We start from the raw sequence: 13,660 nt of genomic DNA on the forward strand, positions 1-13,660 counted from the left end.
GAGCAATACTTTATTTTTGCCACATGGCAAGAAAAAAAACTGACAAGATTATTTTTGAAAACGTTACCGTTTTAGATGCCGGAGCTAAAGGTGTTTCTGTTGCAAAAGCAGATGATGGAAAAATAATTTTCATTCCGAATGTCGTTCCCGGTGATGTAGTAGATGTGCAAACTTTTAAAAAGCGAAAAGCATATTATGAAGGAAAAGCCATTCGTTTTCATAACCTTTCCTCGCATCGGGTGGAACCTGTTTGCGAACATTTTGGAGTTTGTGGCGGTTGCAAATGGCAAAACATGAAATACAGCCAGCAATTGTTTTATAAAAACAATGAAGTTTTTAACAATCTTAAACGTATTGGCAAAATTGAACTTCCTGATTTTGAATCCATTTTAGGTTCTGATAAACAATTTTTCTATAGAAATAAAATGGAATTTTCGTTTTCTGACAGTCGTTGGTTAACCGAATCAGAAATTCAAAATGACGATGCTATCTCCAATCGAAACGCATTGGGCTTTCATATTCCTAAAATGTGGGATAAAATTTTAGACATCACAAAATGTCATCTCCAAGAAGATCCATCCAATTCGATTAGAAATGAAATTAAGGAGTTTGCTACCAAGCATGAAATTCCGTTTTTCAATGCAAGAAATCATGATGGTTTGTTGCGAACGTTGATGATTCGAACGGCTTCAACAGGAGAGTTGATGGTTTTACTTCAATTTTATAAGGAAGATAAAACAAAACGAGAGTTGCTTTTGAATTTTATAGCTGAACGTTTTCCGCAAATTACTTCTTTATTGTATGTAATTAATGGCAAAGCTAATGACACTTTATATGATCAAAATATCAAGTTGTTCAAAGGCCGCGACTATATATTGGAATCAATGGAAGGCTTGCAGTTTTCGATTAATGCAAAATCATTTTATCAGACCAATTCAGAACAAGCTTACAAATTATATAAAATCACGAGAGATTTTGCCGGATTAACCGGAAGTGAACTGGTGTATGATTTATATACCGGAACCGGAACAATTGCCCAGTTTGTCTCTAAAAAAGCAAAAAAAGTAATTGGTGTTGAAGCCGTTCCTGAAGCAATTATCGATGCCAAAGAAAATGCAAAACGCAACAATATTACCAATTGCGAGTTTTTTGTTGGTGATATGAAAGAAGTTTTTAATGCTGAATTTATTGCCACTCATGGCAAACCCGATGTAATCATCACCGATCCGCCACGAGATGGAATGCACGCTGCTGTTGTTGAACAAATTATGAAAATTGCTCCTGAAAAGATAGTTTATGTAAGTTGTAATTCTGCCACACAAGCCCGAGATTTAGCCTTGATGGATTCTTTATATAAAGTGACACGTGTTCGTCCGGTTGATATGTTTCCACAAACGCATCATGTTGAAAATGTTGTACTTTTAGAAAAAAAATAAATGAATTATTCTTTTAAACTGTTTTTAATTGTAGGTCTTACAACGCTTTTTTCAGCTTGTGAAAAAGATGATATTTGTGCCCCGGGAACTCCTACTACTCCTCGATTAATCATTGAATTTTACAACAATGAAAATCCGGCTATTTTGAGAAATGTAACAGATTTGCGAGTTAAAAATCCGAGTCAAGATAATTTTATGAGTTTTACGAATACCAGTAAAATTGAGATTCCGTTAAAAACATTTGAAGATGTAACGATTTTAGAATTTACTTTAAATGCAAATGCAACAGATGTTAGCAACAATACTGACTTAGTTGAAATTAATTATACAAGACAAGCCATTTATGTTTCGCGAGCCTGTGGTTTTAAAACCCATTTTGAATTAAATCCGCTAATAGGATTTAAAATTGAAGATGTATCAGACACCAATCTTTGGATTAAGAACAAAAACATACTAAAAACCAATATCGATTCCGAAAATGAAGTTCATATCAAATTATTTTTTTAGTATACTTTTACTTTTTATATCGGTAACCCTTTTTGCTCAAGAGACAAAAATTGATTCCCTTCCGGTGAAAAGTGATCGATACGGTCTTCGTGTTGGTGCTGATGTATATCGACTAACGAGAGCTTTTTATGATGATAATTATAAAGGACTGGAACTGGTTGGTGATTTCAGATTTTCAAAAAAAATATATTTAGCTGCCGAGCTCGGAAATGAAAATTACACCAAACAAGATGATCGTTTAAATTTTACCACAAAAGGCAGCTATTTAAAAGCCGGTGCTGATTATAACGTTTATGAAAACTGGCTAGACATGGAAAATTTGATTTATATCGGTTTTCGTGTGGGTGTTAGTACTTTCAGTCAAACTTTAAATTCGTATACAGTTTACACGCCACATCCCTATTTTGGCGAATCGCCAACAGTTCAATCAGGTGAGGAATTTAAAGGTTTAAATGCTCAATGGGGTGAATTTGTAATGGGAATTAAAGCAGAATTATTTTCAAATCTATATGCCGGTTTTAGTGTTCGATTTAATCGATTGTTTAACAATACCAAACCCTCGGGTTTTGATAATTTATACATTCCGGGATTCAATAGAACCTATGATGGTAATTTTGGTGTAGGCTTTAACTACACAATTTCTTATTTCATTCCTATTTATAAAGTAAAAAAGGTAGCTGAAAAAGAATCTAAATAATTACTTTAATTCTTTTACTCCTTTTATAAACAACCACTTCATATACAATTTCACTCCTTCATTTGTTTTAATGGCTTGAAATTTAGGTGCTAAAAGTAATGTTAGCATAAAAGCTCCGATAGAAACCCAAATAGTTTCCATTCCTGTTATATATCCAATTAAAATTCTAAAAGGAATAAAAAAAACTATGAAGGCCAATAATTGGTAAAAAAAAGCTTTTGTATGTAAGTTCATCAGGTAAAATTTAATTCAAAAATACAAATTTAATTAGGATTACTTAAAATCTATTTTGAAATTGCTTTTAAGATTAAAACTTTATTTTACATTTACGATTAAATATTTTTTTTGATTTTAAATGCCTTACAAATGCTTTATATAAGTTTAAATAGCCAATCCTCCAAAGTTACTTTTCAAAAAGCGGTAACCTTAGGATTAGCTCCTGACAAGGGATTGTATTTTCCTGAAGAAATTCCAACTTTACCAACAGATTTCTTTAATTCGATTGAAAATTTTTCAAATACTGAAATTGCTTTTACTGTAATCAAACCTTATATCAATAACGAAATTCCTGATGATGAATTAAAAAAAATTGTTACCGATACGCTTTGCTTTGATTTTCCTTTAGTTGAAGTTGGAAAAAACTGTTATTCGCTTGAATTATTTCATGGTCCAACCATGGCATTCAAAGATGTTGGTGCTCGTTTTATGGCTCGATGTTTGGCTTATTTTAATAAAATAGAAAGTAATTCAAAAAACACTATTTTGGTTGCAACTTCCGGAGATACTGGCGGAGCTGTGGCAAGTGGTTTTCTTGATGTTTCAGGTGTTGATGTGGTTATTCTTTATCCTACGGGAAAAGTAAGTAAGGTTCAGGAAAAACAACTCACCACTTTAGGAAAAAATATTACCGCATTAGAGGTTGATGGCGTTTTTGACGATTGTCAAGATATGGTTAAAAAAGCATTTTTAGATGACGATTTTAAACATCTCAACCTAACTTCGGCAAACTCAATTAATATTGCACGATGGCTACCTCAAATGTTTTATTATTTTTTTGCCTACAAAGCTTTAAAAAATAAAAGCGAGAAATTATACTTTTCTGTCCCGAGTGGCAACTTCGGAAATATTTGTTCGGGTATGCTTGCCAAAAAAATGGGGCTACCTATTGACGGATTTATTGCCGCTACAAATAGCAACGACACAGTTCCGAGATATATGATTGACGCAAATTATAATCCTAAGGCTTCAATCGCTACAATATCTAACGCAATGGATGTTGGGAATCCAAGTAATTTTGTTAGAATTATAAAGATTTATCAAAATAATTTTTCTGAATTACAATCCGATTTACAAGCGATAAGTTTTTCTGATACCGAAACAAAAGAAGCAATGAAATTCATCTATAAACAACATAATTACATTACAGAACCACATGGTGCAATAGGATATTTAGGCATTCAAAATAAATTAAAACAAAATGACAATTCCATTGGTGTTTTTTTAGAAACTGCCCATCCCATTAAGTTTTTGGAAACGGTTAAACCAACATTAAATTGTAGTTTAGAAATTCCTGAAGCCATCAAAAAAATACTTGCTAAAGAAAAAAAGAGTATCAAAATTGAAAGTTACAAACAATTGAAATCGTATTTATTATCTAATTAGCTTTAAGTTTTAATAAAACTTACTGAAAACAAACTTATGCAGGAATTTTTTTTATATTTGAGTGATGAGAAGAAAGCCTAATATAATAACTTTTTTATTTATACTTATATCCCTTTTCTTAGCTATTTTATGGCATAAGGCATTATTATATAATACACCAGATGTAAATAAAGAGTTTGTTATTTATCATTTTCTAAAAGACATACTATTTATCTTTTTTACTGGTTTTTTACTTCGTTTTGTCATTGTGAGTAATGACGTTAAAAACGAAAAAATCATGAAGCAGCTTCAAAAAAATAATCAAGAGATAAGTGATTCTATTGAACGCTATAATATTGTAGCCAAAGCAACAAGTGACACCATTTGGGATTGGAAAATACAAGAAGATGAATTTGTATGGAATAAAGGTATTCAAGGTGTTTACGGGTACAAAAGTGAAGAAGTTGGAACAACTTCAAATTGGTGGTTTGACCGAATTCACCCGGAAGACAGTTTGAAAATGTCTGTTAAACTTTATTCTTTTTTAGAACAAAAAACAGAACGATGGCAAGATGAATACCGATTTAGATGTGCGGATGGAACTTATAGATATGTTTTTGACAGGGGATTTTTAGTAAAAGATGAAACAGGCAAAGCTATTAGAATGATTGGAGCCATTCAGGATATCACTAAACAAAAAGAAGAAGAACAACGCTTGAAGCTCCTTGAAACAGTAATTACACAAACCAAAGATGCTGTTGTAATTACTGACACGGATATCACTGATAATGAATTGCCAAAAATCATTTTCGTGAACCCGGCATTTACCAAAATGACTGGTTATAAATCTAAAGAAGTTATTGGAAAATCACCTTCCATGTTTATTGGACCAAAATCAGATTTAAAAGAATTAGATAGGTTATTACAATCGTTAAAATCTGTAAATGAATGTTTTGTTGAAACAATAAGTTACAAAAAAAGCAAGGAAGAATATTGGATTAACTTTTCTATGATTCCAATTTATAACAAAGATGGAGAACACACTCATTGGATTTCAATTCAAAGAGACATAACTGAAGAAAAAAAACAAGAAAAAGAAAAAGAACAATTAATTAGAGAATTAACTCAAAACAATAAAGATTTAAAACAATTCTCTTATATTACATCACATAATTTCAGAGCACCACTTTCTAATTTAACCGGATTATTGAATTTATTGGAAGATATCCCAATTGAGAACGAAGAATTAAAAGAAATTTTAAACGGATTCAATAAATCAACAAAACTTTTAAACGACACCATAGAAGATTTAGTAAAAGTTGTAATCATTAAAGATAATCCTTCAATTCAAAAAGAAGAGGTAATAGTAAATGAGGTTTTTGAAAATGTTTTTTTTCAATTAAACAATCAAATCAATCTTCATAAACCTACTTTAAAAATTGAAATTGATAAAAGTGTCGTTTTACAAATTAACAAAGCTTATTTGGAAAGTATCATTCTCAATTTAGTGTCTAATGCTATTAAATATCGTTCGACAGAACGAAAATTAAAAATTTCAGTGAGAGTTTTTGAAATAGACTCCAAAGTCCATTTAGAAATCGCCGATAACGGAATTGGAATTGATCTTGTCAAAAATGAAGATAAGATATTTGGACTTTACCAACGATTTCATAATTATCCGGACAGCAAAGGACTTGGATTATATTTAGTAAAATCTCAAGTAGAAGCTATGGGAGGAACTATCTCTGTGAATAGTGCAGTTAATGAAGGAACTACATTTAATATAATTTTTTAAAATCTAAAACCATGCTAGAAACAGTTTTATGTGTAGATGATGACCCAATAACACTGATGCTATGTAAAAAGGTTATTGTAAAAGCTAATTTTGGCAAAGAGATAATTTTTGCTCAAAATGGTCAAGAAGCTTTAGATTTATTTGAAAAATTAAAAGAGGATAATCTAAAGGGTACTACTCAAGTGCCACAATTGGTTTTTTTGGACCTCAACATGCCTGTAATGAATGGTTGGGATTTTATTGAAAAATTTTCTCTTGATTCTAATTCAGCTTTCAAAAATACTAAGATTATAATTTTATCATCAACTATAGACCCGGCCGATTTTAATCGTGCTAAACAATATAACATTGTTTCTCACTTTCTATCAAAACCAATTACAGTAGAAATGCTTGAAAAATTAAAAGAAACATATTCATAAAAAAAAGCTTCGCAAATGCGAAGCTTTTTTTATTTTAAAAATCTATACCTACTATAACTTAGCTACGTGCTTTGTTAATTTTGATTTTAAGTTTGAAGCTTTATTATCGTGAATGATATTTTTCTTAGCCAATTTATCAATCATGGAGATAACAGCTGTTAATTTTGCAGTTGCCTCAGATTTATCACTAGACATTCTCAAAGCTTTGATTGCGTTACGAGTTGTTTTGTGTTGGTATCTGTTTAATACTCTTTTCTTTTCGTTGCTTCTTATTCTTTTTAAAGCTGACTTATGATTTGCCATTTTTTTAATTTTAGATGTAATAATTTATAAATACTAGTTAAAAAAGAAAAACCTCCCACAACTGCTTTAACAATCACTTTGGTTTTAACTAATAAAATAAAAATCGAGACACCAATTTTTATTTTATAAAACTAATTTACAACTAATTTGTAGTCCGTAGGGGAATCGAACCCCTGTTACCAGGATGAAAACCTGGCGTCCTAACCCCTAGACGAACGGACCCTTGATTCCTCTAGTTTAAGCTTTTCAATCTGTACTTTGAACTTGTAGCCCGTGGGGGAATCGAACCCCCCTTACCAGGATGAAAACCTGGCGTCCTAACCGATAGACGAACGGGCCAACTGCTAATTGCGAGTGCAAAAATACAACTATTTTTTATACTCGCAATAGTTACAAAATATTTTTTTACTTTTTTTTAATATGCTTTAGCAAATAACACTCTTCCAACTGAAGGTCTTCCACTAAACATACAGCTTCCCGCCTCTTCCTTTCTGTCCAAAGGAATACAACGAATTGTTGCTTTTGTTAGTTCTTTGATTTTTTCTTCCGTTTCTGATGTGCCATCCCAATGAGCGGAAAAAAAGCCTCCCTTAGTGTCTAGCAAAGACTTAAACTCCTCAAAACTATTTACTTCAGTGATGTGACTGTTTCTATATTCGAAAGCCCTATCAAACAAACTCTTTTGAATTGTTTCTAATAAATTTTCTATATATTTTTCAATACCATCACTTGAAACTACTTCTTTTGTCAATGTATCTCTTCGTGCTACCTCAAAAGTTCCATTTTCTAAATCTTTTGGTCCAACAGCAATTCGGATTGGTACTCCTTTTAATTCGTATTCATTGAACTTATATCCGGGCTTGTGTGTTGTTCTGTTATCAAATTTTACTGAAATTTTTAATTTTCGTAATGCTGCAACCAATTTTTCTACCTCAACTGTAATTGCTTCCAACTGTTCATCAGATTTATAAATAGGCACTACAACCACTTGAATTGGAGCCAAATTTGGCGGCAATACTAATCCATTATCATCGGAATGAGTCATTACTAAGGCTCCCATTAATCGTGTTGAAACGCCCCAAGATGTTCCCCAAACATAATCTAAAGTACCTTCAGAACTTGCAAATTTAACATCAAATGCTTTTGCGAAATTCTGACCTAAAAAGTGTGAAGTTCCGGCTTGTAATGCTTTTCCATCTTGCATTAGTGCCTCAATACAGTAAGTTTCAACAGCACCTGCGAAACGTTCTGATTCTGTTTTAACTCCCTTAACAACAGGCATTGCCATAAAGTTTTCCGCAAATTCAGCATAAACATTCATCATTTTTACTGATTCTTCAATGGCTTCTGCTTTTGTTGCATGTGCAGTATGCCCTTCTTGCCATAAAAACTCTGCTGTTCTTAAAAACAATCGGGTTCTCATTTCCCATCGAACAACGTTTGCCCATTGGTTGATTAGTAATGGTAAATCTCTGTAGGATTGAATCCAATTTTTATAAGTACTCCATATAATGGCTTCACTGGTTGGCCTTACGATTAATTCTTCTTCAAGTTTAGCATTGGGATCAACCATTAATTTTCCTTTATTATCCGGATCATTTTTTAATCTGTAATGAGTCACAATTGCACATTCTTTTGCGAATCCTTCTGCATTCTTCTCCTCAGCTTCAAACATACTTTTTGGAACAAACAAAGGAAAGTAGGCATTTGAATGTCCGGTTTCTTTGAACATCCTATCTAATTCAGCTTGCATTTTTTCCCATATTGCATAACCATACGGCTTAATAACCATACATCCTCTAACTCCTGAGTTCTCTGCTAAATCAGCTTTAACTACTAGTTCATTGTACCATTTTGAATAATCCTCGTTTCTCTGGGTAAGATTTTTGCTCATTTTGTGTGATTTGGCATAACTATTGTTGAATATTTTAACATAAATATTCAGCAAAACTAACTAATTTTGTTTTGAACAACAATAAAAATTTCGTGCTATGAAAAGTATTATGTTACACCCCAGATTTCTTGTAGGGTTTTCTTCATTGGGAATCTTAAGTTTACTACTAAGTTCATGTGGTTCCTATCAAAACAGTTCCTACTATGAAAATGATGGTATATATAGTTCTAGTAGAAATGACAATAGAACTGTTAATCGAAATTCAACTAATGGAAGCATCTACAGTGATTATTTCAAATCAAAGCAATTACAATTACAAGATGAGGTATTTGTAGACGTAGATTCTTATACAACTGTTGGTGATTCAACAGTAACTGTTGAGAGTTATTCGAATAATGCGGCTTGGGGTTCAAATCCATCAACTGTAACCATAAATTATTACGACACCGGATGGGGTTGGAATTCATGGTATGGTCCAGGTTGGGGATGGGGCTGGAATGCAGGATGGGGAATGGGTCTTGGATGGGGATGGAACTCATGGTATGGCCCAGGATGGGGATGGAATGCAGGTTGGGGATGGGGTCTCGGTTGGGGATGGAATTCATGGTATGGTCCAGGATGGGGCTGGAACTCATGGGGTCACCCAGGTTATGTTGGCTATTATGGCAATAACTATGCTTACAATCGAAGTAGAAGAGGCTCAAGTGCCTATTATAGTGGCAACAATAGAGGTGTTTCAGCCAATAGAAATGCGAGTACCTACGGAAGAAGAACAGTTGGAGCTAGTGACCGCTCAACAACAGTTCCTAGAAGTAGTACATTCTCTAATCGAGTTAATCAAAACAGAAATGATAGAGGTTCCTATACTCCATCTAGAAATAGAACTGATATGAATACTCCCAGAACTACTACTCAACCAAGAACAAACAATACAAGTCAACCAAGATATAGCCCAAGCCCTGCAAGCTCAGGAGGTCGCGGCGGGTCATTTGGTGGTGGATCTGGCGGCGGCGGTAGATCTGGCGGTGGTGGCGGAAGAGGTGGAAGAGGTTAATAACTTAGAAAAAAAATAAATGAAAAAGATATTTTACTTAGCATTTTTTGGAATTGTAAGTCTTTCCGTTAATGCACAAGAAATCCAGGATGCAATTAGGTATTCGCAACAAAATTTAACCGGGACGGCTCGTTTTAGAGCAATGGGAGGAGCTTTTGGTGCATTAGGGGGTGATTTGTCAGCCATAACAATAAACCCTGCCAGTTCTGCTGTTTTTACTTATAATCAAATTGGTGTTACTTTAAGTAATTTTAATATAAAAAATAAATCAAACTATTTTGGATCATCTGCAACAGAGCGAGAAAACACGTTTGATATTAACCAATTAGGTGCCGTTTTTGTTTTCGAGGACTTCAACTCAAATCAAAACTGGAAAAAAATTAGCGTCGGTTTAAATTATGACAACACCAATAGTTTCAATAATGCCCTGTTTTCAGCAGGTGTAAATCCAACTAATTCTGTTGATCAATACTTTTTAAGTTATGCCAATGGCATTCCATTAAATGCGATAACCAATAATCCGTACAGTTTTTTAAATTTTGCTGAACAACAAGCCTACATGGGATTTGAAGGTTATATTTTTGACCCATTAACTAATGATCCTTCAAATAATCAATATGTTTCAAACGTTCCAGCAGGTGGCAACTATTATCAAGAAAATTTTGTTACATCAAGAGGTATTAATGGAAAACTGAGCTTTAATGCTGCTGCTCAATACAAAGACAATGTTTATGTTGGTCTTAATTTAAACGCTCATTTTATTGATTATACTCAGAATTCACGATTCTTTGAATCCAACACAAATGATAGTCAAAATGGTGTGCAACGTCTTCGGTTTGAAAATAGTTTGTATACCTATGGTAATGGATTCTCATTCCAATTAGGTACAATTGTGAAAGTTACTGATGAACTTAGAGCAGGTTTTACTTTTGAATCACCAACTTGGTTTTATCTGAACGACGAAACTTCGCAGTTTCTTGTAGCTGAAAATAGAACAGACGGTCAAAGTTTTACTGATGTTGTTGACCCTCAAATAATTAATATATTTCCGGCTTATCGATTACAAACTCCCGGAAAAATTACAGGTAGTTTGGCTTATGTTTTCTTAAAAAGAGGAATCATTAGTTTTGATTATAGCCTAAAAGATTACAGCAATATGAAATTTAGACCTACTGATGATTTATATTTTAGCGATTTAAACCGAGAAATGGCTTCAATTTTAACTATGAGTAATGAATTTAGAGTTGGTGCAGAATATAAAATCAAGCAATTGAGTTTAAGAGGAGGATATCGTTTTGAAGAAAGTCCTTTTAAAAATTCTGAAACATTAGGTAATCTCAGTAGCTTTTCAACAGGACTTGGTTATAACTTCGGAACCATAAAAGCTGATTTAGCTTACGCAAATACAAAACAAAATAGAATGCAAGGTTTTTTTAGTCAAGGATTAACTGATGCTGCAGCTATTAATTCTGTTAACAATACAATTACATTGTCGTTATTATTTGAATTGTAATAAAATCATTAAAAAAAATCTAAAACCACCCTCAAGCGGTGGTTTTTTACTTATTGTAAAAATAAATGAATTTAAATAAGTAATTTTGCACCCGCAATTAACAAGGGTATTTATAAAATGAGAACAAAATCTACTAAGAAAAATAAAATAAATGTCATCACTTTAGGATGTTCAAAAAATGTTTACGACAGTGAAGTTTTGATGGGACAACTTAAAGCAAGTGGAAAAGATGTTGTTCATGAACAAGAGGGAAATATCATTGTTATCAACACTTGTGGTTTTATTGATAATGCCAAAGAAGAATCTGTCAATACCATTTTAGAGTATGTTGATAAAAAAGAACAAGGAATTGTTGATAAAGTTTTCGTTACCGGATGTTTATCCGAAAGATACAAACCGGATTTAGAGAAAGAAATTCCGAATGTAGATTCTTATTTTGGAACTTCTGATTTACCACTTTTATTAAAGGCTTTAGGTGCTGATTATAAACATGAATTATTAGGCGAACGATTAACTACAACTCCCAAAAACTATGCTTATTTAAAAATAGCAGAGGGCTGTGATCGTCCGTGTAGTTTTTGTGCGATCCCTTTGATGAGAGGGAAACACGTTTCGCAACCTATTGAAAAATTAGTTAATGAAGCTGAGAAATTAGCTAAAAATGGTGTTAAGGAATTAATTCTAATTGCACAAGATTTAACCTACTATGGTTTGGATTTATACAAAAAAAGAAACCTTGCAGAGCTTCTTGAAAATTTAGCAAAAGTTGAAGGTATTGAATGGATTCGTTTACATTATGCCTTCCCTACAGGTTTTCCTATGGATGTTTTGGAGTTGATGAAACGCGAACCAAAAATTTGTAACTACATTGATATCCCATTACAACATATTTCTGATTCGATTTTAAAATCTATGCGAAGAGGGACAACACAAGAAAAAACAACTTCGCTTTTAAAGGAATTCAGAAAAGCGGTGCCGGGAATTACAATCAGAACCACGTTAATAGTTGGTTATCCCGGAGAAACTGAAGAAGATTTCCAAATTTTGAAAGATTGGGTGCAAGAAATGCGATTTGAACGTTTAGGCTGTTTTGCTTATTCACACGAAGAAAACACGCATGCCTATTTGTTGGAAGATAATGTACCGGCAGAAGTAAAACAACAACGTGCCGCTGAGATAATGGAAATTCAATCACAAATTTCTTGGGATTTAAATCAAGAAAAAATTGGAAAAACATTCAAATGCATCATTGACAGAAAAGAAGGCATACACTTTGTTGGTAGAACAGAATTTGACAGCCCTGATGTTGATAATGAAGTGCTGATTGACGCTTCAAAATTTTATGTAAAAGTGGGTGATTTTACAACAGTAAAAATAATTGATGCTACTGAGTTTGATTTATATGGTGAACCTAATAATAAATTAATATGAAACAACTTATTTTAACACTATTTCTAATTGGTTATATTTTTCCTGTTATTGCTCAGATGAATAGAGGAACAAACGGTAGTGGGGGCTTAAATGATATGTCCAGATATAGTAAAAGAGATACTCAAAATGAAAAAAAAGATCCAGTAGTAGAAACAATGAAATACTTAAAAGAAGAACTTTCCCTTGATAATTTTCAAGAAGCTGCCATTAAAAGCTATCTTTTAGAAAATATTTTGGAAAGTGAAAAAGTGATTGCTACTTCATTAAATCAGGAAGAAAAAAAGTTGAAGTTTGAAGAACTCAAAAATAAGTTTGATTTAAACACCAAAAGCATTTTAAACCCCGATCAAATTGAAATATATAATATAATATCTCAATACAGTAAGAAAAATGAAAAAGCGAAAATGAAAAAGAAGAAAAAAAATAACTAAACTACTATAGGCTTTAACTCCATAGATTTGATTGGCAGACTAAAAGCTGATTACTTTTTAATGATGAAGTTTCCATAATAATTATTGTCATTTAGATTTCTATGGTACTTTAAATGTTCATTCCCTATTTCATCTGTAATATTTCCTTTGCTCCAACATCCTAAACCAATCTCCCAAAAATGACGACCCAAATATCTTTTTTTCAATTTTAAAATTTTAATTTGTATTTTCCTTGACGAAAGTTCTTTCATCAACATTACTATTGAACTAATATCTTGTGAAGTTTGATACTCGATATGCATATGAATATTGTATTTTGAAACAACTCCTTTCAAAATTTGAATATCTTCCGCTTCACAAATCTGTATTAGAAAGTCCTGCACCTAAATTTTTATATCACCTTACAAAACAGCATAACGATACTTAGTAACACATACTATATGAATCGTGAGACGTGAAACTGAATGACCATTTGTTCTTTGAAAATTCATCAAACATATGTAACAATTTGTAAACTGAACGCAAAATAAACAAAAGTG

At 32.5% G+C, this 13,660-nt stretch carries 13 protein-coding genes, 2 tRNA genes and 1 pseudogene; 10 read left to right on the forward strand and 6 right to left on the reverse strand.

The window, feature by feature from the left end:
* Nucleotides 1-23: 23 nt before the first annotated feature.
* Genes rlmD through B3L86_RS12435 form a run of 3 tightly spaced genes read left to right on the forward strand, consistent with a single transcriptional unit; the run spans nt 24 to nt 2,640 of the window.
* The gene (rlmD, locus tag B3L86_RS12425) at nt 24-1,436 is read left to right on the forward strand and encodes a 23S rRNA (uracil(1939)-C(5))-methyltransferase RlmD (RefSeq protein ID WP_291119703.1); all 1,413 of its coding nucleotides are present in this window, start codon (nt 24-26) and stop codon (nt 1,434-1,436) included.
* Nucleotides 1,437-1,943: a DUF6452 family protein gene (locus B3L86_RS12430; RefSeq protein WP_291119706.1), complete on the forward strand. Its 507-nt coding sequence runs from the start codon at nt 1,437-1,439 to the stop codon at nt 1,941-1,943.
* A complete protein-coding gene (locus tag B3L86_RS12435) occupies nt 1,915-2,640 on the forward strand; it encodes a DUF6048 family protein (protein WP_291119709.1) in 726 nt (241 codons plus the stop codon). Before B3L86_RS12430 ends, B3L86_RS12435 begins: the two co-directional genes overlap by 29 nt.
* Here the strand turns inward: B3L86_RS12435 and B3L86_RS12440 are convergent, their stop codons facing one another.
* Nucleotides 2,641-2,874, reverse strand: a complete 234-nt coding sequence (locus B3L86_RS12440) for a hypothetical protein (RefSeq protein WP_188361846.1) — start codon at nt 2,872-2,874, stop codon at nt 2,641-2,643.
* Nucleotides 2,875-3,006: 132 nt separating this feature from the next.
* On the opposite strand from B3L86_RS12440, the gene thrC reads away from it, so the two are divergent.
* The 3 genes from thrC (at nt 3,007) to B3L86_RS12455 (ending at nt 6,495) form a co-directional block, all read left to right on the forward strand.
* Nucleotides 3,007-4,302: a threonine synthase gene (thrC, locus tag B3L86_RS12445; protein ID WP_291119713.1), complete on the forward strand. Its 1,296-nt coding sequence runs from the start codon at nt 3,007-3,009 to the stop codon at nt 4,300-4,302.
* A 277-nt stretch (nt 4,303-4,579) separates the two neighbouring features.
* On the forward strand, nt 4,580-6,076 hold the full coding sequence (locus tag B3L86_RS12450) for a PAS domain-containing sensor histidine kinase (RefSeq protein WP_291119715.1): 1,497 nt from the start codon (nt 4,580-4,582) through the stop codon (nt 6,074-6,076).
* Between the two features lie 11 nt (nt 6,077-6,087).
* Nucleotides 6,088-6,495, forward strand: a complete 408-nt coding sequence (locus tag B3L86_RS12455; RefSeq protein WP_291119717.1) for a response regulator — start codon at nt 6,088-6,090, stop codon at nt 6,493-6,495.
* Nucleotides 6,496-6,546: 51 nt separating this feature from the next.
* Here B3L86_RS12455 and rpsT read toward each other — a convergent pair whose 3' ends face one another.
* The 4 genes from rpsT to proS all read right to left on the reverse strand — a co-directional run bounded on the left by rpsT (nt 6,547) and on the right by proS (nt 8,692).
* Complete coding sequence (gene rpsT, locus B3L86_RS12460; RefSeq protein WP_188361850.1) at nt 6,547-6,798, reverse strand: 30S ribosomal protein S20; 252 nt, start codon at nt 6,796-6,798, stop codon at nt 6,547-6,549.
* A 150-nt stretch (nt 6,799-6,948) separates the two neighbouring features.
* Nucleotides 6,949-7,020, reverse strand: a tRNA-Glu gene (locus B3L86_RS12465).
* 45 nt (nt 7,021-7,065) lie between these two features.
* Nucleotides 7,066-7,137 (reverse strand) — tRNA-Glu (locus B3L86_RS12470).
* A 76-nt stretch (nt 7,138-7,213) separates the two neighbouring features.
* Nucleotides 7,214-8,692 (reverse strand): proline--tRNA ligase, encoded by a 1,479-nt coding sequence (gene proS, locus B3L86_RS12475; protein WP_291119720.1) that lies wholly within the window; start codon nt 8,690-8,692, stop codon nt 7,214-7,216.
* 97 nt (nt 8,693-8,789) lie between these two features.
* Here proS and B3L86_RS12480 point away from each other — a divergent pair, with 97 nt between their 5' ends.
* The 4 genes from B3L86_RS12480 to B3L86_RS12495 all read left to right on the forward strand — a co-directional run bounded on the left by B3L86_RS12480 (nt 8,790) and on the right by B3L86_RS12495 (nt 13,121).
* Nucleotides 8,790-9,746: a hypothetical protein gene (locus B3L86_RS12480; RefSeq protein WP_291119723.1), complete on the forward strand. Its 957-nt coding sequence runs from the start codon at nt 8,790-8,792 to the stop codon at nt 9,744-9,746.
* Between the two features lie 19 nt (nt 9,747-9,765).
* The gene (locus B3L86_RS12485; RefSeq protein WP_291119726.1) at nt 9,766-11,259 is read left to right on the forward strand and encodes an OmpP1/FadL family transporter; all 1,494 of its coding nucleotides are present in this window, start codon (nt 9,766-9,768) and stop codon (nt 11,257-11,259) included.
* Between the two features lie 117 nt (nt 11,260-11,376).
* Nucleotides 11,377-12,690 (forward strand): 30S ribosomal protein S12 methylthiotransferase RimO, encoded by a 1,314-nt coding sequence (gene rimO / locus B3L86_RS12490; RefSeq protein ID WP_291119729.1) that lies wholly within the window; start codon nt 11,377-11,379, stop codon nt 12,688-12,690.
* Nucleotides 12,687-13,121, forward strand: coding sequence for a hypothetical protein (locus B3L86_RS12495; protein WP_291119731.1), 435 nt, complete (start codon nt 12,687-12,689; stop codon nt 13,119-13,121). Before rimO ends, B3L86_RS12495 begins: the two co-directional genes overlap by 4 nt.
* 50 nt (nt 13,122-13,171) lie before the next feature.
* Here B3L86_RS12495 and tnpA read toward each other — a convergent pair.
* Nucleotides 13,172-13,612: pseudogene (tnpA, locus tag B3L86_RS12500) on the reverse strand (IS200/IS605 family transposase).
* Nucleotides 13,613-13,660 lie beyond the last annotated feature (48 nt).

Source organism: Flavobacterium sp. UBA6135, from assembly GCF_002428305.1.
In the GTDB taxonomy this organism is placed as follows: Bacteria; Bacteroidota; Bacteroidia; order Flavobacteriales; family Flavobacteriaceae; genus Flavobacterium.